Source organism: Myxococcus qinghaiensis, assembly GCF_024198215.1.
Classification (GTDB): domain Bacteria; phylum Myxococcota; class Myxococcia; order Myxococcales; family Myxococcaceae; genus Myxococcus; species Myxococcus qinghaiensis.
In genome coordinates this window covers 1-23,971 of the sequence record NZ_JAKCFA010000020.1, presented here as the reverse complement: position 1 = coordinate 23,971, position 23,971 = coordinate 1, and the positions used below count along the sequence as shown (strand labels likewise).

The following is a 23,971-nucleotide window of genomic DNA, read 5'->3' as shown; positions in this document are numbered from 1 at the left end:
GGGAAGCCATGTCCTTCATCAACTACTCATCCCGCGAAATCAACTGCAAGATTGTCTATTACGGGCCGGGTCTCTGCGGGAAGACGACCAACCTCCAGTACATCTACAACAAGACGGCGGCCGAGACGAAGGGCAAGCTCATCTCCCTCTCCACCGAGACGGACCGCACGCTCTTCTTCGACTTCCTGCCGCTGTCGCTCGGTGAGATTCGCGGCTTCAAGACGCGCTTCCACCTCTACACGGTGCCCGGCCAGGTGTTCTACGACGCCAGCCGCAAGCTCATCCTCAAGGGCGTGGACGGCGTCGTGTTCGTGGCCGACAGTCAGATTGAGCGCATGGAAGCGAACATGGAGTCGCTCGAGAACCTGCGCATCAACCTGGCCGAGCAGGGCTACGACCTGAACAAGATTCCCTACGTCCTCCAGTACAACAAGCGGGACCTGCCCAACGCGGTGTCCATGGAGGAGATGCGCAAGGCCATCAACCCGCGCAACATCCCCGAGTACCAGGCCGTGGCGCCCACGGGCGTGGGCGTGTTCGACACGCTCAAGGCCGTGGCGAAGCTGGTGCTCACGGAGCTGAAGAAGGGCGGCTGAGCTGGGAGCAGCCGGGCAGTCAACTCCCGTACCGCGGGTGAGAAGACGCCCCGCGGTCAAGGGTGTTACAACCTGCTGCCGACGGGCCGGGCCGTCCGCCTCCTGAGGTCGCACAGTGCGTGTCGCAGCCGCCACCCTTCGCCTCCTCGCGCTCGTGAGCGCCACCCTCTGTGGGGCGGTGCTCGCGCAGGAGTCGCGCCCCTCGGCGCCCGCGGCCGTTTCGGCGGACCCCGCGGCCTCCCCTGAAGCGGACAGCACCGCGGACGAGGCCTTCAACGCGCGGGTGAAGACGCTGGAGGAGCAGGTCGTCGACCTGAAGGAGAAGATCTACCGCTCCAAGGCGCGGCTCCTGTTGCTCCAGGAGACGGTGCTGGGCGGAGACGTCACCACCGGTGCTCGCGCGCTCATCGTCCACAAGAACGAGATGGGCAGCTCCTTCATCCTGGAGTCGGTGACGTACGCGCTGGACGGCGCGCCCATCTTCACGCAGGTGGATATCCAGGGCGAAGAGCTGAGCAAGCGCGAGCAGTTCGAGGTCTTCAACGGGCGCATCGTCCCGGGACAGCACCAGCTCGCGGTGCGGCTCGTCTATCGCGGCGGCGGCTTCGGCGTCTTCAGCTACCTGGAGGGCTACAAGTTCAAGGTGCAATCCAGCTACACCTTCAACGCGGAGCCGGGAAAGGTGTCCTCGGTGCGCGTGGTGGGCTTCGAGCAGGGCGGCCTCACGCTGGACATGAAGGACCGGCCCGCGGTGCGCTACGACATCGAGCTGTCGCGCGACTCGGCGCCCCGTATCGACGGCGAAGCGGGCGCAAGCCCCCCTGCCGCCACCTCCACTGAAGCGCGGTAGGGGCCCGCCGGTGAACGTGTCGCTTCGCGCTCTCGCCCTCGCGCTCGGCCTGATGGGCGCATCCTCCGCCTGGGCCGCCGAGCCCCCTCCCCCACCGCCGACTCCTCAGCAGTTGGAGCAGCGGCTGAGCTCCGTGGAGCAGCAGCTCCAGCTGGCCGAGGAGAGCCTGCGCTTCGTGGAGACGCAGTACAGCCAGCGCGCGGAGCCCGACGAGGAACAGGCCCGCTCGCGGCGCTACTCCGACGCGGAGATTCAGTACCTGCTCGGCGACTGGAACGCCGCCTCCGTCCTCTTCTATGACCTGGTGAGCGACCCGGGCTTTCGCGGCCACCCGCGCTACGCGGACGCGCTCTACTTCCTCGCGGACGCGCTGTACCAGCAGAAGAACGACATCGGCGCCAGGCTCTACCTGCGCGAGCTGTTGTCGCAGCCCACGCCGTCGGCGCGCCACCGCGACGCCCTCACGCGCTTCCTGGCCATCTCCGGGAGGCTGAACCTCTTCGACGGCGTCGAGGCGTACGTCGAGCAGGCGCGCACGCTGTTCGGCGGTCAGCTTCCGGCCGACGTGCAGTACGTCCAGGCGAAGTGGCTCTTCCGTCGCACGGACCTGCCCGCCTCGGAGCGAATCACCCGGGCGCGCTCGGCCTTCGCGCCGCTGGCCCAAAGCCCCGGTGGCCCGTACCAGCTCCAGGCCGGCTACCACATGGCGGTGCTGTCGATGCAGTCCGGCGAGCTGCCCCTCGCCATCCTCCAGTTCCAGCAGCTCCTCACGCCCTTGTCGACCGAGCAGACCGCCGCGCCCGTCGCGACGCCGGGCAAGCCCGTCACCCGCTCGACGACGGACACGGACACGAAGCGCATCCGAGAGCTGTCGCTGATGTCGCTGGGGCGGCTGTTGTACGAGGCGGGCCGCTTCGACGAGGCGCTGGACCGCTACGGCCAGGTGCCGCAGGACAGCGAGTCCTTCCCGGAGTCGCTCTACGAAATCGCGTGGACGCAGGTGCGCAAGGGCAACCACCAGGAGGCGAAGAACGCCATCGACATCCTGTTGCTGGTCGCCCCCGACGCGCGGCTCGCGCCCGAGGCGAAGCTCCTCCAGGGACACCTGCTCCAGAAGCTCAAGCGGTACGACGAGGCCATCGCCGCGTACGACGAGCTCATCGGCACCTTCCGCCCCGTGCGCGAGAAGGTGGACCTGCTCCTGAATGCGAATCGGGACCCCGTCGCGTACTTCGAGCGGCTCCTGGCGCGCACGGACACCGTCCCCGATGTGCGCACGCTGTTGCCGCCCCTGGCGCTGAAGTACGCCTCCACCGAGCGCGAGGTGAGCAGCGCGGTGAAGATGGTGGGCGACATCGACACCGGGAAGAAGGGCGCGGTCGACGCACGGGAGCTGGCGGCCCGCATCCTCCGCGCGCTGGACGCACGCAAGCTGGAGACCTTCCCGGAGCTGCAAGCGGGCTTCACGCGCGCGGACGCGGTGGAGACGGCCGTCACGCACGCGGAAGCCGCGCTGGTGGAGGTGGAGGGACTGGCGCTGGAGCCGTCGCTCACCTCGCAGGAGAGAGACAGACTCCAGCTGCTGCGCCGCGAGCGCGATGCGCTGGCCGCCCGCTTCGGCAAGCTCCCCACCACGCAGAAGGAGATGGAGGAGCGGCTGCGCCGCATGCAGTACCGCGTGGACGCGGTGGACCGCGAGGCCTTCCGGCTGGGCACGGAGATTCAGGGCCTGCACGCCATCGCCTCCTCGGTGCGCAAGTGGGTGGATGACACGCGGCTGCTCCGCCAGACGCCGCCGGACGAGGAGCGCGAGTTCCTGGTGCAGCTCCAGGGCGAGGTCCAGACGCTGAACGACCTCCAGGCGGAGCTGGACCGGACGCGAGGCCGGCTCACCGACGAGCGCAACAACGCGGCGGCCTCCCTCTCCGGAGAGCAGGCCATCCGGGTCCGCTACGCGGCGGCCCTGCGTGACGAACACGAGGTGCTCGGCGAGGTGGAGCGGCGGCAGTCCCCCACGGCCGTGCTGACCCACGCGCATCAGGTGCGGGAGCGGGGCCTGGCGCTGAAGAAGCGAGTGGCGGAGGCGCAGGCCGCGCTGAGGGCCAAGGTGGACCAGAAGGGACAGCGCATCCGCGGCAAGGTGCTGGCCGAACAGCAGTTGCTGGAGCGCTACGAGGCCGAGGTCGCCGCGGTGTCCGGCAACGCGAAGCAGTTGGTGGGCCGCATCGCCTACGACAGCATCCGCCGTGTGCGCCGGCAGTTCTACGACCTGGTGCTCAAGGCGGACGTGGGCGTGGTGGACGTGGCCTTCACCGAGAAGCAGGACAAGACGACGAACATCCAGAAGGTGTCCGCGCAGAAGGCCGAGGCGCTGCGCGCGCTGGACGCCGACTTCCGGGACGTGCTGTCGGAGGAGGGACGGTGATGCGGCGCGTGCTCGCGGTGCTGCTCTCCATGGCCTCGCTGCCCGCCGCCGCCCAGGCGCAGGCCCCCGCCGCGCAAGCAGCCTCCCCCGCCCAGGTGGAGAGTCCGTCTGGGACACCGGACGCGAGATATCTGACGGGCCTGGGCCGCACGCCCGAGGAAGAGACGCTGCTCCAGGACGTCAGCCGCGCCCTGCGCACGTACGACGAGGAGTCTCGCGAGTTCAGCCGCGAGGTGCAGCTCCTGATGGAGCGCAAGTACGAGCAGAAGCGCGACTCGCTCGCGTCCTCGTACGAGAAGGTCATCCGGGACTTCGAGGCCCAGGAGCGCAAGGAGCGGATGGAGGCCATCGTCCGCTTCGAGGAGTTCCTCCGCCGCTACCCACAAGAGCCGCGCTACACGCCGGACGTGATGTTCCGGCTGGCGGAGCTGTACTACGAGCGCTCGCAGGACGAGCACCAGCTCGCGATGAAGGAGTACCGGGACAGGCTGGAGGCGCACGACAAGAACCCCGACTCGGCCTTCCCCGTGGAGCCGAAGAAGGACTACGGGGACTCCATCGCGCTGTACCGCCGGCTGCTGAAGGACTATCCGACGTACCGCCTCAACGACGGCGCCTGGTACCTGCTGGGCTACTGCCTGGAGGAGCAGGAGGAGGTCGACCAGAGCTTCCGCACCTACCAGCAGCTCATCACCCGCTACCCGCGAAGCCGCTTCGCCACCGAGGCGTGGGTCCGCATCGGCGAGTACTGGTTCGACAACTACAAGGACCCGCAGGCGCTGCCCCGCTCCGCGCAGGCCTTCGAGGCCGCCGCCCGCGACACGCTGCATCCGCTCTACGACAAGGCCCTCTACAAGCTGGGCTGGACGTACTACCGGATGGACCGCTTCGACGAAGCGGTGGAGTCCTTCCTCACGCTGGTGGACTTCTACGAGGCCCAGCGCGTCGCCAAGGGCGAAGCAGAGGCCGGCGGAGACCTGCGCGACGAGGCCCTCCAGTACGTGGCCATCTCCCTGGCGGACGAGACGTGGGGCGGACTGCCTCGCGCCCAGGCCCTCTTCGCGAAGCGCGGCCCCAAGCCCTACGAGGCGGACGTGTACCGCCGCCTGGGCAACGTCTACTTCGACCAGACGAACCACCCGGCCGCCATCGCCGCGTATCAGCGCGTGCTCCAGAAGGAGCCCCTGGCGCCGGACGCGCCGGAGCTCCAGCAGCGCATCGCCCTGGCCTACGAGCGGGACAGGCTGCTCGCGGAGTCCTTCACGGAGTCGGAGCGGCTCGCCAGCCTCTACCAGCCCGGCACCGCCTGGTACGCGAAGAACCAGGGCGACCCGGACGCGCTCTCACGGGCCAACACGCTCGTCGAGAAGAGCCTGTACACGAGCGCCACCTTCCACCACCAGCAGGCGCTGGTGTTCAAGAAGGAGGGCAAGTTCGACCAGGCCAGCGCGGGCTTCGCCACCGCCGCGCGCGCGTACGGCAACTACCTGGAGCGCTTCCCGCGCAGCAAGAGCGCGGGCGAGATGCGCTTCTATTACGCGGAGTGCCTCTACTTCTCCTTCCAGTTCGCCGAGGCCGCGAAGAGCTACGAGCTGGTGCGCGACACCGGCGTGAGCGAGAAGCACCGCGACGAGGCGGCGCACAGCGCGGTGCTCGCGTGGCAGCAGCTGCTCGCGCAGGACCTCCAGGCCGGCAGGGCGCAGGACCTCAAGCCGCTGCGCTCCACCGAGCGGCCCGAGGGCTCGGCGGTGAAGCCCGTGCCGCTGGCGCCCACCGAGCAGAAGCTGGTGTCCGCCTCCGACAAGTACGTGGCGCTCTTGCCGCGCGACGCGAAGGCCGCGGGCATCGCCTACAAGGCCGCGGAGCTGTACTACGCGCACGACGACTTCCCCGAGGCGCGCAAGCGCTTCGAGCGCATCATCCAGACGTGGCCAAGGAGCGAGGTGGCCCGCTACGCCACCAACCTCACCGTGGAGACGTTCCTCATCGACAAGGACTGGCGCAGCGTGGAGGAGGTCAGCGCCAGGCTGGCCAGCAACACGCAGGTCATCGACCCGTCCAGCGACCTCCACAAGCAGCTGGTGAAGTTCAAGCTCGCCGGCCGCTTCAAGCTGGCCGACCAGCTCCTCGCCGAGGGCAAGCACGAGGAGGCCGCGCGCAAGTACATCCAGCTCGTCGACGAGGAGCCCCGGCACGAGTTCGCCGACAAGGCCCTCAACAACGCGGCCGTCGCGCACGAGAACACCCGGCGCTTCGACTCCGCGATGAAGCTCTACGAGCGCATCTATCGCGAGTACCCCTCCTCTCCGCTCGCGGACGCGGCGCTGTTCCGCGTGGCGGTGAACGCGGAGAAGTCCTACGACTTCGACAAGGCCGTGGTCAGCTACCAGAAGCTGGTGAAGGACTACCCCGCGTCGAAGGACCGGGAGGCGGCGCTCTTCAACACCGCGCGCCTGCTCGAAGGCCAGCAGCGCTACGCGGAGTCCGCGGCGACGTTCCTGCGCTACGCGGAGCTGTTCCCCGCCGCCGAGGACGCGCCGAAGAACCAGTACCGCGCGGCAATCCTGCTGGAGAAGCAGGGCGACCCTCGCGGCGAGGTCCGCGCGCTCCAGGAGTTCGTGCGCAAGTTCGCCAACAAGCCCGGCCAGGTGGAGCTGGTGGTGGACGCGCACCGGCGCATGGGTGATGCGCACCAGAAGCTCGGCGACGAGAAGGAAGCCCAGCGCGCCTATACGCAGGCCGCGAGCGAGTTCGACCGACGCAAGCTCAAGCCGGACACCCATCCCCTCGCGGCGAACGCGGCGGCGTATGGACGCTTCCAGCTGGCGGAAGCGGAGCTGCGCACGTTCGACAAGCTGAAGATTGGCGGCTGGGGCAAGGCCCTGGTGCGCAGCTTCGCGGTGAAGCGCGCGGCGGTGAAGACGGTGAAGGACGCGTACTCGCGCGTCTATCCGTACAAGCAGCTCGAGTGGTCTCTCGCGGCGGCCTACCGCTCCGGCTACGCGCTGGAGCGCTTCGCCAACACCATCATCGAGACGCCCGTGCCGCCCGACGTGAAGCGGCTGGGTGAGGAAGCGGTGGTGACGTACCAGGACCTGCTCGCGCAGAACACGGCGGAGCTGGAGGACGCGGCCGTGGAGAGCTATGCCGTCGCCCTGGCGGAGGCTCGGAAGAATCGCGTCTCCAACGAGTGGACGCGGCGCACGCTGGAGTCGCTCAACCGCTTCCGCCCCAAGGAGTACCCGGTGCTCAAGGAGCCCAAGCAGGCGCTCGCGGCCGACGCCGCCTACCCGGACGGGCTCATCGGCAGCGTGAGCGGCCCCACCCGCCCCGCGTCGACGGACGAGAGCCGCATCACCGGGGGAGCCAAGCCGTGAGCTCCGCGCCACGCCGCACGCAGGGGGCCTCCGCCCTCACCGCGCTGTTCCTGTCCTCGGGGCTGTGGCTGTCCGCGTGTGCCTCCGCCCCGGAGACGCGCCCCACTTCCGAAGCAGCAGCGCAGGCCCCCGTCGACGAGAACGCGAAGCCCGCGCCCACCGTCGTCGAGCCTCCGCCGCGCAGCGCCACACAGGACTTCGACCAGGCCGTGGCGATTGCACGGGCCGGAGAGCTGACGGCGGCGGAGACGGCGCTGCGCGCGCTGGTGACGCAGAACCCGAAGCTCGACTACGCGTGGACGAACCTGGGCATCGTCCAGGAGCGGCTCGGGCGGCACGAGGACGCGGAGCGCTCGTATCGCCAGGCGATGGCGGTGGCTCCCGAGCAGGAGTCCGCGTGGGACTGCCTGGCGCGCCTGTATGGACGCACGGGGCGCTCGGCGGCGCTGGAGACGGAGCTGCGCGGGCTGGTGGAGGCGAAGCAGGACTCGGTGCCGCTGCGCACGGTGCTCGCCATCACCCTGCTCCAGCAGAAGAAGCTGGGACCCGCGGCCGCCGAGGCGAAGCAGGCCCTGCGGCTCGACGAGCGGCACACGCGCGCCATGCAGGTGCTCGCGCAGGTGTACTACCGCGAGGGCAAGCACGAGCTGGCGCGCATGGTGCTTGAGAACGCGCGGGACATCTCGCCCGGGGATGCGGCCACGCGCAACGCGCTGGGGCTGGTGTACCTGGCGCTGAAGGTCGGCCCGCAGGCGCTGGAGGAGTTCAAGGAGGCCGCGAAGCTCCGGCCCGACTTCGCCGAGGCACGCAACAACTTCGGCGCGCTGCTCAACGAGGCCCAGGACTACCCGGCCGCCGTCGCCGAGCTCGAGGCCGCGGTGCGCGCCGCTCCCGACTTCGCCGCCGCGCGCCTCAACCTGGGCAATGCGTACCGGGGCCAGGGTGAGTTCGAGCGCGCCAAGGCCGAGTACGAGCAGGTGCTCGCGCTGCGCCCCGGTCAGCCGGACCCGTTCTTCAACCTGGCCATCCTGTTCCTCGACGTGGAGCCGCCAGGGGTGGACCCCGTCCAGCGGTACAAGACGGCCATCACCTACTTCGAGCGCTACGAGGCCCAGGGCGGTCGCGACGAGCGCATCCCCCAGTACACGAAGGACGCGCGCAAGAGCATCGAGCGCGAGGAGCGGCGGCTGGAGCGCGAGCGCAAGGACCAGCTTCGCAAGGCCGCGGAGCAGGAGAAGGCCGAGCGCGAACAGGCGAAGCAGGCCGCTGAGAGTCCCGCTCCGGCCGCGCAACCCGCCCCCACCCCAGCACCTTCCGCGCACGTCGGAGCACCCTCGGAGGGAACTCCGCCCCCCGCGCCGGTGTCCCAGCCCGAGCCCGCTTCCAGCACCGCGCCCTCGAAGAGCGGCTCGGGTAAGCTGGCCACCGACAAGAACTAGGACCGCATGCGCGCCCCCTTCGCCCTCTTCGTGCTCCTCACCACAGCGCCCGTGCTCGCGCAGGACTCAGGCAAGTCCGCCGCGCCCGGCACCGGCGGAGCCACGTCGAGCAGCGACAATGCGCCCGCGAAGAAGGCGCCTCGCAAGGTCATCCGCCTGGACGCGCTCACCGTCGAGGGCCGCATCCAGAAGCCCCAGGCGTTCTACATCCTCCCCCGCTCCAACCTGAGCTTCGACGACCTCAACCGCACGGAGAGCTTCGTGCCCAAGGTCGAGAAGAGCGTCGAGCAGGAGCCCTTCTAGGCCATGGCCGCCCCGTCACCTTCCAAGCTGCTCCGCGTCGGCCTCATCCAGAACGGCCAGATTGTCGAAGAGCACCACGTCCGGCGCGAGAGCGTCACCATCGGCCATGACGCGCGCAACACCATCGTCCTGCCCGCCTCGGACGACCGGCCCGCGCGCTTCAGCGTGTTCGAGCACCAGGGCCACCAGTTCCTGCTCGTCATCAACGAGTCCATGAAGGGCCGCGTCAACCTCGGCTCCTCCGACGTGGACTTCGACGCCCTGCGCTCCCAGGGGCTCGCCTCGCGCCGCGGCGACCTCTACGTCCTGCCCCTCCAGGAGACCGCGCGCGGCAAGGTGGAGCTGGGCGACGCTACCCTCTTCTTCCAGTTCGTCACGCCCCTGGCCGAGGAAGCGCGTCCGCTGATGCCCTCGGACATCCGCGTCAGCCGCTGGAAGACGATGGACCGCGTCTTCTTCGGCATCCTCGCGGCCTCGCTGCTCGTCCACTTCTCCGGCGCCGCCATCATCCTCTCCGCTGAAGCGCCCAAGGAGCAGGAGCTCGCGTTGGATCAGCTCGATGACCGCTTCGTGCGCGCCATCATCCCCCAGCGCCCCATCGAAGCCGTGAAGCCCGCCACGCCGGGCCCCGCCGAGACACCGAAGGAAGACCCCAAGCCGACCGAGCCGAAGGACGGCGCGGACAAGCCCGCGTCGGAGAAGCCCGCGTCGGCCGCCGCCGCCGAGCGCCACGCGGAGATGGTGAAGAAGGTCTCCGACAAGGGCCTCTTGAAGATGCTCGGCTCCAAGGGCTCGGGCACCGGCGCGTTCCAGGACGTGCTGGGCAACGCCAGCGGTGGCAACGACATCGTCGCGGCGCTCCAGGGCGCGGGCGGCGTGGGCGTGGCCACCGAGGCCGCCGTCGGCAAGGGCAACACCCCGCGCGGCGGTGGCACCGGCACCGTGACGGGCATCGGCGAGCTGGGCACCCAGGGCGGCGGAAAGGTGGACCTGGGCACCAAGAAGGAAGTCGAAGTGAAGGGCCGCGTGCAGGACTCGACGCCGGAGGTCGACAGCTCCGACGTGGACCGCGACGCGCTCGCCCGCTACGTCCGCGCGCGCAAGGGCGCCATCCAGAGCTGCTACGAGAAGGAACTCAAGCGAAACCCCAACCTCAAGGGCAAGGTGGTGGTGCGCTTCTCCATCACCCCGTCCGGTCGGGTGGGTGACTTCGACATCGACGAGAACACGCTCGGCAGCGAGGCGGTGGCCAGCTGCATCCGCGCCGCCATCCGCGGCTGGGTGTTCCCGTTCAAGCCCGAGTCCGCCGCCACCGTGTCCTACCCCTTCGTCTTCTCGCCAACGGGGTAGTCTCCAGCGTCGGTGCACCTGGCGCGGGCTCCGAGGGGACCATGGAGAAGCTGGCAGTCATCGCCGCCTCACCGCTGTTCGAGATGCTCTCCCCCGTGGAGCTGGACCGCCTGGCGGAGCTCGCCCGGACGCGGCAGTGCGCCCCCGGCGAGGTCATCTTCGCGGAAGGAGATTTGGGCGACAGCCTCTTCGTCGTCGTCGAGGGCCAGGTGGAGGTCGTCCGCGAAGGCGCCGATGGCGCGCCCCAGGCCCTGGCCGTGCTGTCCCATCCCGAGTTCTTCGGGGAGATGGGCCTCATCGACAAGGACTACCGCTCCGCCACCGTCCGCGCGCGCACGCAGGCCCACCTGCTCCAGCTCACCTCCAGCGACCTGCGCGTCTTCCGCCAGCACCACGCCGAGGGCTTCACCTTCGTCGTCGTCAACATCGCGCGAAGCCTGGCTGCTCGACTGCGTGAGGCCAATGCCCGCCTCTCCGGTAACCACTGAATAACTGGAGGGTTGTCGCGTTGACACCCCTCCCCCCGCCTTCTACGCTTTGACGCAATGGGATGGGCCGGGAGAGCCGAGAGGCGTATGCGCACTGTCGGAATGGTCGCTGCAATCGTCGCCACGGGCGTGGCCGTCGCGCAGGGACCGGTGCCCTCGCCCCGGGCGCCCCCCGCTGCCGTGGCCCTGGAGAAGGCCAGCGAGGTGCCTGACTCGCAGAAGCTGGAGCGCAGCACCCAGGCGCTGAGCGTGATGCGAGACGTGCTCCGCCAGGTGATCGGCAAGGTGGAGGAGGCGCGCCGCACCAAGGACGTGGTGAAGCTCAACTGCGCCAACGAGAAGCTCACGCAAATCAAGGGCCTCTTGCGCATCTCCGAGCAGGCGGACGTGTCGCTCCAGGAGTCCCTCACCCGGCGCGAGGTCTCCACCAGCGAGCACGAATACACCAAGGTCATGATCGCCCGGCAGAAGGTCGGTCAGCTCCGCTCGGAGGCCGAGGAGTGCATCGGCCAGCTCGCCTTCCGCACCGACGAGAACCTCTTCGTCGAGGTGGAGGAGCCCGAGAACCTGCCTGGCGGTGACCCCACTCGCCCGCCCCCTCCCGACGACATCTTCGTCAGGCCGCCGCCCGCGAGCCCCATCAACTGAGTCCCGTGCGCCCTCCGGCCCTCCGGGCGAGTCCAAGTCCCGTGTCGAACAATTCTTCGGCCTCTGAAATCGCGCGTGCTATGACGCCCGAGGCCATCCGCATGAAAGGTGGGAGTGGGTACGCCCTCTCACTGGGAAGCCACTGCGAGCCATGACGCTGAGAGGGACATTCTGGGGCACGGTCTGCGGGCTGGCGCTGATGGCGCTCGGCTCCGTGGCCATGGCTCAGGACCTGGCGTCCCCGCCGCCCACGGGTGGCAACGGCTTCAAGGTGGGCAACGGCCGGCTGCATCCGTACTTCGATTTGGAGACGCGCCTGGACAGCGGCGTGGGCTACTTCGGCCGCGAGGGCCAGGAGTTCCCTGGAGGCGTGTCGCCGGACCTGTCGGGAGAGTTCGTGATGCACTTCCGGCCGGGCTTCCGGCTGGACATCCCTTCGCCCCGGCTGGCGTTCAACCTCAACGCCAACCTGGACTACGTGCTCTTCACGGGCCTGATGACGCAGGGCTCGAACGCGGCCTCGCACATGGAGGGCGCGGCGGACCTGCTGGCGCGCATCAACCCGGAGGCGCCGCTGTCGTTGGAGCTGTCGGACCAGTTCGTGCGCTCGGACCGGACGCGCACGGCGGCCATCGGCGCGGGCATCTTGAGCCTCTACAACGAGGCCAAGGTGAGGGCTCCGTGGCGGCCGGGTGGAGGCGCGGTGGAGGTGACTCCAGGCGTGGCCTACGCGATGGAGTTCTTCGAGCCGCTGGCGGCTTCGGCGCCCGCGGACTGTGGCGACAGCGTGTGCGACCCCGTCGGCGCGGACCGCTTCAACTACGGCAACCTGCACCTGGGCGTGGAGAGCCGCTGGCGCTTCCTGCCGAAGACGGCGCTGGTGCTCGACACCGGCGTGGACGTGCGCCGCTACTTCAACGACGGCGGCCCCAGCGCCACGCTGCTGCGCGCGATGATCGGCGTGGCGGGCCTGGTGTCGCCCAAGGTCGCGGTGACGGCCAAGGCGGGCTGGGGACAGAACTTCGGGGCGACGGGCGGCGGGACGGTGATTGGCCAGCTCGAGGGCACCTACCTGTTCAGCCCCACGCTGACGTTCAAGGGGGGCTACCTGCGCAGGCTGGAGCCGGTGGCGGCCTACGGCACGTTCCGCGACGACAGGTTCTCCGCGGAGGCCCGTGCGCTGATGGGTGGCAAGCTGACCTTGCACGCGGTGGGCATGGTGGACTTCCTGAGCTTCGCCGGCAGCCGTGGCGACACGGTGGTGACGGTGGACGTGGGGCCCGAGTACCAGTTCCGTCCGTGGCTCACCGGCGCCGCGGGCTACATGCTGAGCAACCGCTCCTCCTCGGTGGATGGCGGCGGCCTGAACTACACGCGTCACGAGGGGTACGCTCGCCTCTCGGTGACGTACTGAGCCCCCGCAGCGCCGGGGAAGCTTCCCCGCCCACGAGGTCTCCTCTCGGATGAGAACCCTCCGCCTCTGCATCGCCCTGCTCCTGTCGGGAGCGCTGTCCGCGTGCTTCGGCTCGGCGCCGCGTCCTCCGCCCCCCACGCCCACGCCGGCGGCCGAGGCGGGAGAGGCCCGCTCGGGAGGCGGCACGCTGGGGCCCGGCGACGTGGTGGAGGTGCGCGTCTTCCAGGAGCCCGAGCACTCCGGGACGTGGCGCCTGTCGCCCGAGGGCACCATCGACTACCCGCTGTGCGGCAAGGTGCCGCTGCGCGGGACGACGCCCAGCACCGCGGCGGACACGCTGCGCGAGTGCCTGTCGCGCTACGTGCGCCGGCCACAGGTGTCGGTGCTCATTCGCGAGTACAACTCGCACAAGGTGTTTGTCTTCGGTGAAGTGCAGAAGCCCGGCACCTTCCCGGTGGATGGAGAGATGTCCATCGTCCAGGCGATTACCCTCGCGGGCGGCTTCACCAAGCTGGCGGCGAAGAACAACACGCTGGTGACGCGCGTGGTGGACGGCCAGGAGCGCAAGATTCGCGTGCCCGTCGAGGACATCGGCGTGGGGCGCGAGAAGAACTTCATGCTCCAGCCCGGCGACATCGTCTTCGTGCCGGAGAGCTTCTTCTAGGTCGCGCGGCACCCAGCGCGCGGAGCACCTCGCACGGTGCAGAATCCCGTGCGCATGCCCCACCTGGTGCTCGTCGGCCCTGAGTCCTTTCCCTTCGTGCGCGACGTGCTGCGCGCCGAGGCCCACCGCGCGGGCCTGCGCGTCGTCGAAGTCTCCATGCGCGAGTGGGGCTCCAGCGTCACCCCCTGGGTGGAAGTCGTCGGAGGACGCTTCCGCGCGGGCCTCCTGGGGCCCTGGGGTGACCTGGAGCTGCGGCCCGAGGACGTCTTCTGGTGTATCGCCGAAGGTCCCCTGCCCCCGGCGGAGAGCGACTACCTGGACTCGGAGCACGAGGCTCTGCGTGAGGCCTTCCACACGTGCTGCCCCGCGCGCGTCATCAACCGCCGCGGCCTGCTCCAGCCGCTCTGGACGACGGCGATGTGGCGGATGCTCGCCCAGAAGCTGCCCTCACCGGAGGCCGACAGCGTCCTCGCGCCGCCGCACTTCCACCTGGGCGCGCCGCCCGAGGACGGGCAGCGCTGGACTCGCTGGCCCGAGGAGGCGGAGACGAGCATGGGGCAGGTGTGGTGGACGGTGCCCGAGCCCGGTCCGCTGCGACAGGCCCTGGTGGTGGGCTCGCATGTCTCGCTCTGGCCCCTGGAGTTCGAGGAGGAACCTCCCATGCTCCCGCCGGCGCTGGAGAGGGACCTCACGCGCCTGGCCACTGCCTGCGGCGCCGACGTCCTGGAAGTCCTGCTGGTGCCCTCGGGCACACCGGACGCCGTTGCGCGGTGGACAGCCCTCCAGTTGGGCACGTCGATTGAGGGGCTGGAGCGCCTGCTGGCCCAGGAGGACGCCGTGGCGCTCGCGCAGGTGGAGCGCTTCCTTCGTGAGCGACTGGCGAGCCGGGAGGACGCGCGATGATTCTCGTCATGGGCCCCGTGGATGAGCTGCTGACGGCGTTCTTCCTCAAGCACCTCACCGACACGAAGCGCGAGTACCTCTTCGTGGACGAGCGCCACCTGGGCAGCCAGGTGCGCCTGGAGCTGGACCTGCCGCAGGGCCCCTCGGGGCCGGGCCGTCTGCGGGGCGCGGTGCGCTTCCCCACGTGGCGCGTCGGGCTGGAGGAAATCTCCGGCATCTACTCGCGGCTGGGGACGGGCAACGTGGAGCAACAGCGGACGCCGGAGGTCCGCGCCGAGCAGGCCCATGCGGCGGCGCTGCTCGACCTCTTCCCCGGCCCGGTGGCCAACCGCGCCACGGCGATGCTCTCCAATGGCAGCAAGCCCTGTCAGTACGCCGCCATCCTCGCCGCTGGCCTGCGCGTGCCGGACACCCTGGTGGGAGGCACCTGGGAGCGCTGGGAGCCCTTCGCGAAGGCGCTCGACGGCGACCCCGTCATCAAGTCCGTCAGCGACGAGCGCTCCCTGGTGAAGCAGGTGTCGTGGGAGGCCACCCGCGCCTCCGCACGGCCCGGCCAGCCGCTGGCGCCCCACCAGTTCCAGCAGCGAATCCAGGGCACCAACATCCGGGCCCACGTCGTGGGCGCGCGCCACGTGCTGGCCTGTCGCGCGGAGACGCAGGCCCTGGACTACCGCCACCCCGACATGACGGGCCACACGGTGGACCTCCGCGCCACCGAGCTCCCCGAGCCCGTCGCCGAGGCCTGCCGCCGGCTGTCACGGGCGCTCGGCGTCGACCTGGCCGGCATCGACCTCATCGAGCCCCCAGGAGGCTCCTCCAGGCCCGAGGACTGGGTCTGCCTGGAGGTGAATACCTGCCCGGGCTTCATGTGGTTCGAGCAGCACGCTGGACTCCCTATCGCCCGGGTACTTGCGGATTTCCTCCGCACTTCGATAAGCTCATGACGCTGTAATTTTCCGAGGACCTGGGAATCTCGGAAATCACCAGGGGGAAGTACACCATGTCGAACAAGACGACTGAAGCGGGGCTCATCTCGTCGCAGGACCTGCCGGAGCTGGCGGAGGCGGGGCACGTCGCGGCGCCGACGGTGGGCAACAGTGCGCAGGAGCTGTGTGAGGCCGTGCAGGCGGCGCTCGCCGAGCAGTGGTCGCTGATGGGCGTCATCAACACGGGCAAGAAGGCCTCCGACGGCGGCAAGAAGCTGGCGGACGCCATCACCGACAAGGGCAAGGACATCGAGGACAAGGCCACGCACGCGGAGAAGGACGCCCGCGACGAGGCGCACCGGAAGATGAACGCCGACAAGTCCAAGAAGCACGGGCGGGAAGTCGGGGCGCAGGGCGCCACCGCGAACGCCTTCGCCCGGGCGCTGTCGGAGCTGCGCGGCTGATTCAGCTCAGGGCTTGGGTGTCCAGCCCAGCTCGTCGATGAAGTGCCTGGCCTCGGCGAGCAGCACCGGGGCCAGCGTGGGCGCGGAGGCGATGACGTCTCCGCGCATCACGCTGAAGGGAGCGCCCGTGACATGGCGGATGACGCCTCCGGCCTCCTCCACGAGCAGCGAGCCCGCGGCGATATCCCAGGGCTTGAGGCCGAACTCGAAGAAGCCATCGAAGCGGCCCGCGGCCACATAGGCCAGGTCCATGGCGGCGCTGCCGGTGCGGCGCATCCCCTGAGCGCGCAGGACGAAGCGGGTGAAGAGGCCCACCGGCCCCTCCGGCTTCTCGCGGACGTCGTAGGGAAAGCCCGTGCACAACAGCGCCCTGTCCAGCCGGTCCACGGTGCTGGCGCGCAGCGGGCGGCCATTGAGCGTGGCGCCCTCCCCTCGCGCGGCGGAGAACAGCTCGTCCAGCATCGGGTCATACACGGCGCCGGCCAGCACGCAGTCAGGACCCTCCACCGCCACGCTGACGCAGAAGTGCGGCACGCGGTGGGCGTAGTTGGTGGTGCCGTCGAGCGGGTCCACCAGCCAGCGCAGGCCATCCGTGCCCGCCGTCGCGCCGCTCTCCTCCGCGAGGATGGCGTGGGTGGGGTGGCGCTCGCGCAGGAAGGCGAGCAACGCCTCTTCTGAAGCGCGGTCCGCGTCCGTCACCAGGTCGATGCCGCCCTTGAGTTCGATGGTGCGCTCCCCCAGGAAGCGGTCGGCGAGGATGCGGCCCGCGAGCCGAGCCCCCTCCTCCGCGGTGCGGCGCAGCTCGGCGGGAGTCTCCGGGGCCGTATCAGCCATGACGTCTCCTGAGCGGGCTACGGCGCGGGCTCGGCCAGCAGCGCTTCGATTTCCGTCTGGTACTTGGTGAGGAACTCCTCGTTGAAGCCCTCGTGGACGTGGCGCACGACGCCGCGCTTGTCGACGACGTACGTCGTGGGCATGCCGCGCACCTTCAGCGTGCTCTCGGCCACGCGAGCGTTCTCGTCGACGAGGATGGGCAGGCCCACCTTCACTTCCTTCAGGAACGGCGCAATCGCGCGCGCGTCCTCGTCCACGTTGAGCGCGTAGACCTTGAGGCCCTTGGCGCCGTACTCGCGCACGAGGTTCTCGTAGAAGGGCAGCGCGTCCCGACACGGCTCGCACCACGTGGCCCACACATCGATGAGCACCACGCTGCCCCTGTCGCTCACCAGGTCATACGGCTCGCCACCGGGGTAGCGCTTCACCTGGAAGACGAGCGGCTGGGTGCTGGAGACCTGCGTGCCCTGCTCCTCCGCGCCACCGGGCACGGGGGGCGTGAGGGACGGCATCGTGCTGCTGCGAGCACAACCCGTGAGGGACAGGACACCCAGGAGGACGGTGAGCGGGAGGCGCATGTCAGGCAGTCTCGCCCGTGCGGGCCTTCAAGGCCACGAGCAGCTTCTCGATGAACCCACCGAAGGCGCCGTTGCTCATCACGAGCAGCACGTCACCGGGGCGGGATTCGCGAGCCACCAGGTCCACCATGGCCTGCACGTCGGTGGAGCCCTCGGCGGCGATGCCCTGCGCCTGGAGGTCGGACACCAGCTTGCGCACGTCGAGCTCCTCGCCGACGGGCACCTTGTCATGGCGCTCGGGCACCTTGAGGCTGGCTCGGGCCGCGCCGGTGAAGGCGTGGGCGTAGTCCTCCTGGTGGATGTTGCGGCGGCTGGTGTTGGAGCGGGGCTCGAAGATGGCCCACAGCCGGCGCTCCGGGTAGCGGTGGTGGATGGCGTCGATGGTCTCTCGCACGGCCGTCGGGTGGTGCGCGAAGTCGTCCACCACGAGGATGCCATTCGGCTCGCCGCGAGGCTCCTGCCGGCGCTTCACGCCCTGGAACGTGGACAGGCCCTTGGCGATTTCGTCGAAGGACAGGCCCAGGCCGCGCGCGGCGGCGATGACACTCAGCGCATTCTCCACGTTGTGCAGGCCGCCCATGGGCAGCTCCACCGTGCCGAGCACCGTGCCCCGCTCCACCACCTGGAAGCGCGCGCCGTTGGCACCGAAGGAGACCTCGCGAGGGACGTAGTCCGCGTCCGCGCCCTCCTTCGCGACGTACGTGACGACGCGGCCCTGGCAGCCCTCGCGCGCGAGCTTCACGGCGTTGGGGTACGCGGCGCAGACGACGAGCTGCCCGTCCTGGGGGATGAGCCGGACGAACTTCTCGAACGTCGCCTCGTAGTGGGGCAGGTCGCGGAAGATGTCCGCGTGGTCGAACTCCACGCTGGTGAGGATGGCGGTGCGCGGACGGTAGTGGAGGAACTTGGAGCCCTTGTCCCAGTAGGCGGTGTCGTACTCGTCGCCCTCGACGACGAAGTGCGGCCCTTTGCCGACGCGGTAGTTGCCCGAGTAGTTCTGGGTGACGCCGCCCACGAGGAAGGACGGGTCCTTGCCGGCCTCGACGAGGACGTGGGCCATCATGGAGGACGTCGTCGTCTTGCCGTGGGTGCCAGCGACGACGACGGAGTGGGAGCGGGCGAGGAAGAGCGAGCCCAGGGCGGCGGGGAAGCTCATCTGCTTGAGGCCGCGCTCGCGGACGGCGGTGGCCTCGGGATTCACGCGGCGGATGACGTTGCCGATGATGACGAGGTCCGGCTTCGCGTCGTCCAGGTTCTCCGGACGGTAGGGCGAGGCGGCGGGGATGCCCCACGCCTTGAGCATGTCGCTCATGGGTGGGTAGACATTCTCGTCGCTGCCGGTGACTTCGTAGCCGGCGGCCTTGAGCATTCCAGCGAAGGAGCCCATGCCGGTGCCCGCCACGCCCACCAGGTGGACGCGGCGGACGCTGCCGGGCTCGAGGGTGTCGAGGACGTTACCGTTGTCGTCAGCCATGCGTTCCCTGCGAGATGCTGGTGAGGCCGAGCGCCTCCACGACGAAGTCATGGAAGACGGGTCGGAAGTCGCGGATGCGAAGCTCCTGGCGACCGAGCGCCACGCGGTTGGTGACGAGCGCCACCACCAGCGAGCGACGCAGGTCCACCCAGAGACTCGTTCCGGTGAAGCCCAGGTGCCCGACGGCGCCCGGAGGTGAGTCGCCCACGAAGCGGCCCGCGCTGGAGCCGACCTGGGACGGTGAGTCGAAGCCCATGGAGCGCGTGCTGCCGTGCACGAGCGCATCCGTAGCGAGCGCGCGGTGCCAGAGCGGGCCCGGCGCAATCACGGGACTCGTTCCCGCGCAGCCGTCGAGCACGGCCTGACCGAAGCGGGCCACGTCCACGGCGGTGCCGAAGAGACCCGCGTGTCCGGCGACGCCGTCCATCACCCAGGCGTTGTCGTCGTCCACTTCACCCGGCCGCGTGGGCTGGGTGGGCACGTCCTTCCACAGCGTCTCCTGGCCGGGCGCGGGCTCGCGAGGGCGCGTGGCGCCGGTGGGCGCGGGCATGGCGTCGGCGGGGAAGTCGGTGAGGCGGTGGAAGCGGGCGGAGAGGCCGAGCGGCTCGGCGACGTGGCGGGAGAAGAGCGTGTCGAGCGGGGCGTTGGCGGCGCGGGAGAGAATCTCGCCGAGGAGGATGAAGCCCACGTCGCTGTACGCGGTGCGGGTGCGAGGCGCGGCGGCGAGCGGCGTGGAGGCGGCAGCCTGGAGGACCTCGTCGCGGACGCGGGAGCGCGTGGCGGAGGGACAGGTGGCGTCGAGCAGCTCGGGGTGCGCGGTGAGGGCCTGGGCGAAGAACGGGACGAAGGGAGGCAGGCCGGAGCGGTGGTAGAGCAGGTCCGCGACGGTGGCGCCCGCGTCACCCACGGGCGAGCCGGGGAAGTAGCGGGACACGAGGGTCTCCGGCCCCACCTTCCCTTCCGTCCACAGGCGGAGGAACAGGGCGGTGGTGCTGAGGGCCTTCGTGAGCGAGGCGAGGTCGAAGCGCGTGTCGCCGGTGACCTTGCCCGCGACGCCGCCGAAGACCTGGACGCCCCGGTGGAGGACGACGGCCTGGGCGGCGGGGAAGACGCCGATGCCCACGGCCTCGTCGAGCAGCGTCTGGAGGACGGCGATGGGGTGCTGTTCAGGAGGGGCGCTCATGCACGCACGGCTCCTTCGAGGAACGTGAGCCGGGCCGAGTCCGCGTCCAGGCGGACCTGCGTGCCGAGGGCCACGGGGTAGTTGAGGGTGCCGTGGCCGATGGGGAAGCCCGCCGCGCAGGGGACGCCCGACTCGCGTGCGAGGTCTCTGAGGACGTCGCCGCTGGTGTAGTCGGTGCCCCGCTCCTCGCAGGCGGTGAAGTCGCCGAGGACGATGCCGCGCACGCGGGAGAAGACGCCGGCGAGGCGAAGCTGGGTCCACATGCGGTCGAGGCGGTAGGGGCGCTCGGTGACGTCCTCGAGGAGGAGCACGGCGCCGTCGAGCGGCGGCAGGTACGGGGTGCCCAGGAGGGTGGCGAAGACGGACAGGTTGCCGCCGACGAGGTGGCCCTCGGCGGTCCCGGGGACGTAGGTGGCGGTGCCGGTGAGCGGAGGCGGGGCCTCGGGGGACTCGAGGAGGCGGAAGAAGTAGTCGCGGACCTCGGGAGGCTGCTTGCCGAGCTGGGTGAGGACGGGCCCGTGGATGGAGACGCGGCCGAGGACCTGGAGGGCGGCGTGGACGGAGGTGAGGTCGGAGAAGCCAGTGAAGAGGCTCGGCGCGGCGGCGGCGAGGGGAAGGCGCGGGAGGAGACGGGCGCTGCCGTAGCCACCGCGGGCGCAGAAGATGGCGCGGGCGGAGGAGTCGAGGAGGGCGTGGGAGAGCTCATCGCCGCGGCGCGAGTCGTCACCTGCGAGGTAGCGGTAAGCGGAGCCGAGGTCTGGGCGGAGGACCGGGGAGTAGCGCTCGGCGATGACGGCGAGGCCGACGTCGAAGAGGGGGCGGTCGAAGGGTCCGGAGGGAGCGACGACGTGGACGGTGTCGCGGGGGCGGAGCGGGAGGGGCTTGAGCCAACGCACGGGCGCTTCATAGCACCGGGGGGACGGCGGGCATCCGGATTCGAGCCGGGAGCGTTGAGTACTCCCGGACGTCGGAACGCGGACACTGCGGTCGCTCGAAGCCCCCTCCCCTACCCGGCCGAGCGCTCCAGGACGGCCGCGAAGAACGCGTCGGTGCCGTGGCTATGGGGGGCGACGAAGAGGAAGCCGTCGCGAAGACAGGCCTCGGAGAGCCACCCCGCGCCGGGACGGAGGAGGCGGTAGTCGGGCCGAGCCGCGAGGAAGGCGGAGACGACGTCCTCGTTCTCGGCGCGATTCACCGTGCAGGTGGCGTAGACGAGCCGTCCGCCCGGGCGCACCAGGTCCGCGCCGCGCTGGAGGATGTCGAGCTGGAGCGGAGGGAAGCGGGCAAGGACGTCGGGAGTGATGCGGAAGCGCTGGTCGGGGCCGCGGCGGAGGGAGCCCAGCTCCGAGCAGGGAGCGTCCACGAGGACGCGGTCGGCGCCGAGGCCCGGAGTGGGAGGGGTGCGGAGGACCTGGACGCGGGTGAGGCCGGCGCGGGAGGAGCGCTGGAGGAGTCGGTCGAGCCGCTCCGGGTCGGGGTCATGGGCGAACAGGCGGCCGGAGTCGCGCATGGCGGCGCCGAGCTGGAGCGTCTTGCCCCCGGCGCCCGCGCACAGGTCGACCACGGTTTCGCCGGGGAGGGCCTCCAGGAGGAGGCCGAGGAGCTGGCTGCCCTCGTCCTGGACCTCGAAGCGACCTTCCTGGAGGGAGGGCAGCGCGTAGAGGTTGGGGCGGGGCCCTTCGATGTGGAGGGCGAGCGGGCTCCAGGGGCCCGGGAGGGTGGAGACGCCCTCGGAGCGGAGGCGCTCGGCGAGTTCCTCACGGGAGGAGCGGAGTGGATTGACTCGGAGGGTGATGGGGCCGGGGACGTTGAGGTGGGCGCAGAAGGCGTCGGCGTCGGGGCCGAGCTCGCGGGAGAAGTGGTCGGCGAGCCAGTCCGGGAGGGAGTAGCGGAGGGCGAGCGAGGGGGGCGGCGAGGGGTTCAGGATGGGGATGCCCTCCCCTACCCCGGCGAGCGAGGCGGCCTCAGGGGCGGGGACGCGGGCGAGGCCGTGGAGGAAGGCGAAGAGGAGGAGCGGGGGTGGAGCGTCGTCCTGGTCGAGGAGGAAGGCGAGGCGGCGGCGCCAGAGGCCGACGTTGAAGATGGCCTCCTTGAGGGCCTGGCGCTGGTCGCGGGAGAGGGAGCGATGAGCACGGAGGGTGCGATCCACGACGCGCTCGGCGAGGGAGCCGGCGAGCACGAGGGAGATGGCCTCGGAGGAAACGGGGGCGAGCCCGGCGAGGGCGGACCAGGGTGGACGCTGGAGCCGGGAGAGCGGATCAAACGGGACAGTTGACAGAGGGGGCTCCGTTCTCTAGAAAGCGCGTCATCGCTGCGGCGCCGTTACCACAGCGAGGACATATTCCCCGATAGCTCAGCCGGTAGAGCGGGTGACTGTTAATCACTAGGTCCGTGGTTCGAGTCCACGTCGGGGAGCTTCTTGAAAGGCCCTGCCAACTGGCAGGGCCTTTTTGTTTAACACGGGCCTCGCGATGAATATCGCGGGGCCTTTGTGCTTAAGCCGCTGAATCCCAAGGGATTTCGGCTCGCGGTGCTGAAGAGGGCGCTCTCGGCTCTCAACTCCGCAGAGCGAGATGCCCCTCTCCTTCGCCGCTGATTGGGCTCTCTGGACCGCTCTTTCACCCGTTCTGGGGAGAGAGAGGCCGAGAGTGGTTAACAAGTGCTGTTAACTTTTGGGGCGGTGGTTAACAATATTCCCCCGGAGACCCGCTCTTTCCGCTCTGAAGTTTCTGGGAAGGCATCTCTCTCTGCTTTCTGGTTGCGTCTCTTACGTGCTTTGCTGGTCCCAAAGGGGGCGGCGCAAGATCGGGGAACCCTCCCAATCAACACTCAAAGTGAAGGCACTTTCGGAAGCCTCGGATCAGCCGCCTCCACTGCCGTTTCACGGGGGTGTGGTGTAGCCCCCTGAAGAGTCGGACAGGCTCGTTCGGCTAGAAAGCGGGCCTGATGATGGAGAAGAAGACGACAGAGGTCGCCCCGGAGGCGGATGGTGCCGAGCCAGGAGGACGGCGGCGCCATTACTCGGCAGAGGCGAAGCTGTGGATGCTCTCCGAGGCAGAGTCGCACGGCAGCAGTGGGACGCCTTGACGCGTTTCGCCTCCGACGCGCGCCTGCCCCTGGACAACAACCGCTCCGAGGCCGCGCTGCACAAGGCAGCGCTGGGCCGAAAGAATTTCCTCTTCGTCGGCCACGCGGCCGCAGGCGAAAACCTCGCGGGCCTCCACGCCCTCGTCGCCACCTGCGAGGCCACCGGCGTCAATCCCGAGGCGTACCTGGCCGACGTCCTGCTGCGCGTGCAGACGCATCCCCACTCGCGAATCTTTGAGCTGCTCCCCCACGAGTGGACGCGGCGACGCACCGCCGACCCGCCCGAGTCGCCCCTCCAGCCCAGTCCCTGAACCGCTCACGCTCTTCGCGGCGCTCGCCGAGCACGGTCGTGGTCCGTCTTCAATCCGTCCGACACGTCGTTGGCCGGACGGTTACGGCTCAGCAATTCCTCAAGGTCCGCGCCCGTCGCCTTCACGGTGCTGGAGTTCCGGCGGATGAACCACGCGGTCTCGGTGCTGTCCTTCGCGAGCGACGCCTTCGCGCGGTACGCGCGCGTGCGCCCGCCCGCCGCCCAGAGCACCAGCACCAACTTGCCGTCGACGACGTAGGGCACGGCGAGCGGGTGGTACGCCGGGAAGATGGCCGAGTGTCCGAGGTTGTGGAGCTCCTTCTGGATGCGGTCGGCCTCCTCCGGCGTGACGCCGACCGGTGGCAGGACGGGGCGTCCGTTCTTCTCCGCGACGCCGATGACGACGTAGCCTCCCCCGAGGTTGCGGAAGTCGTTGGCGAAGGCGCAGAGCGTGTGCAGCACCTTGAGCGTAACCGTTCAGGGGTGGTGTTGAGGCCGTCGTCGCGGTGTGCAACCCGTGGCGGATGCAACCGAAACCCACTGCGACGCTGGAATCGAAGATTGAACGACTGGTCCACGAGCACCTGGTGGAGCAGCAACGGCTGGTGAAGGCGGCGGTGGAGCGCGCGTTCTCGGTGTTGGCTCCCGCGCCCTCCGT

Annotated in this window: 22 protein-coding genes, 1 tRNA gene and 1 pseudogene; 17 read left to right on the top strand and 7 right to left on the bottom strand. The window is 69.9% G+C overall.

Features of this window, described 5'->3' with window-relative positions; genetic code table 11:
• The first annotated feature begins 8 nt into the window (after positions 1-8).
• From mglA to LZ199_RS31935, 14 genes are all read left to right on the top strand, one after another.
• Positions 9-596 carry a gliding-motility regulator Ras-like GTPase MglA gene (gene mglA, locus LZ199_RS32000; protein WP_253997555.1) on the top strand — a complete coding sequence of 196 codons (588 nt, stop codon included), beginning with the start codon at positions 9-11 and terminating at the stop codon, positions 594-596.
• A gap of 115 nt (positions 597-711) precedes the next feature.
• Positions 712-1,446: a dihydrolipoamide acetyltransferase gene (locus tag LZ199_RS31995; RefSeq protein WP_253997554.1), complete on the top strand. Its 735-nt coding sequence runs from the start codon at positions 712-714 to the stop codon at positions 1,444-1,446.
• A gap of 16 nt (positions 1,447-1,462) precedes the next feature.
• On the top strand, positions 1,463-3,871 hold the full coding sequence (locus tag LZ199_RS31990) for a tetratricopeptide repeat protein (RefSeq protein WP_253997553.1): 2,409 nt from the start codon (positions 1,463-1,465) through the stop codon (positions 3,869-3,871).
• Positions 3,871-7,248, top strand: coding sequence for a tetratricopeptide repeat protein (locus LZ199_RS31985; protein ID WP_253997552.1), 3,378 nt, complete (start codon positions 3,871-3,873; stop codon positions 7,246-7,248). The genes LZ199_RS31990 and LZ199_RS31985 overlap by 1 nt, the downstream gene beginning before the upstream one ends.
• A complete protein-coding gene (locus LZ199_RS31980) occupies positions 7,245-8,687 on the top strand; it encodes a tetratricopeptide repeat protein (protein ID WP_253997551.1) in 1,443 nt (480 codons plus the stop codon). The genes LZ199_RS31985 and LZ199_RS31980 overlap by 4 nt, the downstream gene beginning before the upstream one ends.
• Before the next feature lie 6 nt (positions 8,688-8,693).
• The gene (locus tag LZ199_RS31975) at positions 8,694-8,990 is read left to right on the top strand and encodes a hypothetical protein (protein WP_253997550.1); all 297 of its coding nucleotides are present in this window, start codon (positions 8,694-8,696) and stop codon (positions 8,988-8,990) included.
• A gap of 3 nt (positions 8,991-8,993) precedes the next feature.
• Positions 8,994-10,340, top strand: coding sequence for an AgmX/PglI C-terminal domain-containing protein (locus LZ199_RS31970; RefSeq protein WP_253997549.1), 1,347 nt, complete (start codon positions 8,994-8,996; stop codon positions 10,338-10,340).
• Between the two features lie 41 nt (positions 10,341-10,381).
• Positions 10,382-10,828 carry a cyclic nucleotide-binding domain-containing protein gene (locus tag LZ199_RS31965; protein ID WP_253997548.1) on the top strand — a complete coding sequence of 149 codons (447 nt, stop codon included), beginning with the start codon at positions 10,382-10,384 and terminating at the stop codon, positions 10,826-10,828.
• Between the two features lie 87 nt (positions 10,829-10,915).
• Positions 10,916-11,476: a hypothetical protein gene (locus LZ199_RS31960; protein ID WP_253997547.1), complete on the top strand. Its 561-nt coding sequence runs from the start codon at positions 10,916-10,918 to the stop codon at positions 11,474-11,476.
• 151 nt (positions 11,477-11,627) lie between these two features.
• Positions 11,628-12,890, top strand: coding sequence for a hypothetical protein (locus LZ199_RS31955; RefSeq protein ID WP_253997546.1), 1,263 nt, complete (start codon positions 11,628-11,630; stop codon positions 12,888-12,890).
• A 49-nt stretch (positions 12,891-12,939) separates the two neighbouring features.
• Positions 12,940-13,554, top strand: a complete 615-nt coding sequence (locus LZ199_RS31950; RefSeq protein ID WP_253997545.1) for a polysaccharide biosynthesis/export family protein — start codon at positions 12,940-12,942, stop codon at positions 13,552-13,554.
• Between the two features lie 36 nt (positions 13,555-13,590).
• Entirely contained in the window at positions 13,591-14,457 is an 867-nt protein-coding gene (locus LZ199_RS31945; RefSeq protein ID WP_253997544.1) for a hypothetical protein, read from the top strand.
• Complete coding sequence (locus tag LZ199_RS31940) at positions 14,454-15,401, top strand: ATP-grasp domain-containing protein (protein WP_253997543.1); 948 nt, start codon at positions 14,454-14,456, stop codon at positions 15,399-15,401. The genes LZ199_RS31945 and LZ199_RS31940 overlap by 4 nt, the downstream gene beginning before the upstream one ends.
• 56 nt (positions 15,402-15,457) lie before the next feature.
• Positions 15,458-15,847, top strand: a complete 390-nt coding sequence (locus LZ199_RS31935; RefSeq protein WP_253997542.1) for a hypothetical protein — start codon at positions 15,458-15,460, stop codon at positions 15,845-15,847.
• A 6-nt stretch (positions 15,848-15,853) separates the two neighbouring features.
• On the opposite strand, the gene LZ199_RS31930 is transcribed toward LZ199_RS31935, so the two are convergent.
• From LZ199_RS31930 to LZ199_RS31905, 6 genes are all read right to left on the bottom strand, one after another.
• Positions 15,854-16,681, bottom strand: a complete 828-nt coding sequence (locus tag LZ199_RS31930) for an inositol monophosphatase family protein (RefSeq protein WP_253997541.1) — start codon at positions 16,679-16,681, stop codon at positions 15,854-15,856.
• A gap of 17 nt (positions 16,682-16,698) precedes the next feature.
• Positions 16,699-17,259: a TlpA family protein disulfide reductase gene (locus LZ199_RS31925; protein ID WP_253997540.1), complete on the bottom strand. Its 561-nt coding sequence runs from the start codon at positions 17,257-17,259 to the stop codon at positions 16,699-16,701.
• A 1-nt stretch (position 17,260) separates the two neighbouring features.
• A complete protein-coding gene (mpl, locus tag LZ199_RS31920; RefSeq protein WP_253997539.1) occupies positions 17,261-18,733 on the bottom strand; it encodes a UDP-N-acetylmuramate:L-alanyl-gamma-D-glutamyl-meso-diaminopimelate ligase in 1,473 nt (490 codons plus the stop codon).
• Positions 18,726-19,916: a serine hydrolase domain-containing protein gene (locus LZ199_RS31915; protein WP_253997538.1), complete on the bottom strand. Its 1,191-nt coding sequence runs from the start codon at positions 19,914-19,916 to the stop codon at positions 18,726-18,728. The genes mpl and LZ199_RS31915 overlap by 8 nt, the downstream gene beginning before the upstream one ends.
• The gene (locus tag LZ199_RS31910; protein ID WP_253997537.1) at positions 19,913-20,812 is read right to left on the bottom strand and encodes a S66 peptidase family protein; all 900 of its coding nucleotides are present in this window, start codon (positions 20,810-20,812) and stop codon (positions 19,913-19,915) included. The genes LZ199_RS31915 and LZ199_RS31910 overlap by 4 nt, the downstream gene beginning before the upstream one ends.
• Before the next feature lie 110 nt (positions 20,813-20,922).
• Entirely contained in the window at positions 20,923-22,065 is a 1,143-nt protein-coding gene (locus LZ199_RS31905) for an RsmB/NOP family class I SAM-dependent RNA methyltransferase (protein WP_253997536.1), read from the bottom strand.
• A gap of 193 nt (positions 22,066-22,258) precedes the next feature.
• Here LZ199_RS31905 and LZ199_RS31900 point away from each other — a divergent pair.
• The 3 genes and pseudogenes from LZ199_RS31900 to LZ199_RS31890 form a co-directional block, all read left to right on the top strand.
• Positions 22,259-22,331 (top strand) — tRNA-Asn (locus LZ199_RS31900).
• A 531-nt stretch (positions 22,332-22,862) separates the two neighbouring features.
• Complete coding sequence (locus tag LZ199_RS31895) at positions 22,863-23,003, top strand: hypothetical protein (protein ID WP_253997716.1); 141 nt, start codon at positions 22,863-22,865, stop codon at positions 23,001-23,003.
• Positions 22,988-23,314: pseudogene (locus LZ199_RS31890) on the top strand (transposase domain-containing protein); the annotation flags it as partial. The gene LZ199_RS31895 and the pseudogene LZ199_RS31890, both read left to right, overlap by 16 nt.
• Before the next feature lie 5 nt (positions 23,315-23,319).
• Here LZ199_RS31890 and LZ199_RS31885 read toward each other — a convergent pair.
• Positions 23,320-23,775 carry an AlbA family DNA-binding domain-containing protein gene (locus LZ199_RS31885; RefSeq protein ID WP_253997535.1) on the bottom strand — a complete coding sequence of 152 codons (456 nt, stop codon included), beginning with the start codon at positions 23,773-23,775 and terminating at the stop codon, positions 23,320-23,322.
• Positions 23,776-23,971: the final 196 nt, after the last annotated feature.

Bases quoted from the DNA above. Each gene is read 5' to 3' on its own strand.
- LZ199_RS31930 (WP_253997541.1), bottom strand. From the start codon at position 16,681: ATGGCTGATACGGCCCCGGAGACTCCCGCCGAGCTGCGCCGCACCGCG.
- LZ199_RS31895 (WP_253997716.1), top strand. From the start codon at position 22,863: ATGATGGAGAAGAAGACGACAGAGGTCGCCCCGGAGGCGGATGGTGCC.
- LZ199_RS31955 (WP_253997546.1), top strand. From the start codon at position 11,628: ATGACGCTGAGAGGGACATTCTGGGGCACGGTCTGCGGGCTGGCGCTG.
- mglA (WP_253997555.1), top strand. From the start codon at position 9: ATGTCCTTCATCAACTACTCATCCCGCGAAATCAACTGCAAGATTGTC.
- LZ199_RS31970 (WP_253997549.1), top strand. From the start codon at position 8,994: ATGGCCGCCCCGTCACCTTCCAAGCTGCTCCGCGTCGGCCTCATCCAG.
- LZ199_RS31960 (WP_253997547.1), top strand. From the start codon at position 10,916: ATGCGCACTGTCGGAATGGTCGCTGCAATCGTCGCCACGGGCGTGGCC.
- LZ199_RS31950 (WP_253997545.1), top strand. From the start codon at position 12,940: ATGAGAACCCTCCGCCTCTGCATCGCCCTGCTCCTGTCGGGAGCGCTG.
- LZ199_RS31935 (WP_253997542.1), top strand. From the start codon at position 15,458: ATGTCGAACAAGACGACTGAAGCGGGGCTCATCTCGTCGCAGGACCTG.
- mpl (WP_253997539.1), bottom strand. From the start codon at position 18,733: ATGGCTGACGACAACGGTAACGTCCTCGACACCCTCGAGCCCGGCAGC.
- LZ199_RS31975 (WP_253997550.1), top strand. From the start codon at position 8,694: ATGCGCGCCCCCTTCGCCCTCTTCGTGCTCCTCACCACAGCGCCCGTG.
- LZ199_RS31965 (WP_253997548.1), top strand. From the start codon at position 10,382: ATGGAGAAGCTGGCAGTCATCGCCGCCTCACCGCTGTTCGAGATGCTC.
- LZ199_RS31985 (WP_253997552.1), top strand. From the start codon at position 3,871: ATGCGGCGCGTGCTCGCGGTGCTGCTCTCCATGGCCTCGCTGCCCGCC.
- LZ199_RS31940 (WP_253997543.1), top strand. From the start codon at position 14,454: ATGATTCTCGTCATGGGCCCCGTGGATGAGCTGCTGACGGCGTTCTTC.
- LZ199_RS31925 (WP_253997540.1), bottom strand. From the start codon at position 17,259: ATGCGCCTCCCGCTCACCGTCCTCCTGGGTGTCCTGTCCCTCACGGGT.
- LZ199_RS31915 (WP_253997538.1), bottom strand. From the start codon at position 19,916: ATGAGCGCCCCTCCTGAACAGCACCCCATCGCCGTCCTCCAGACGCTG.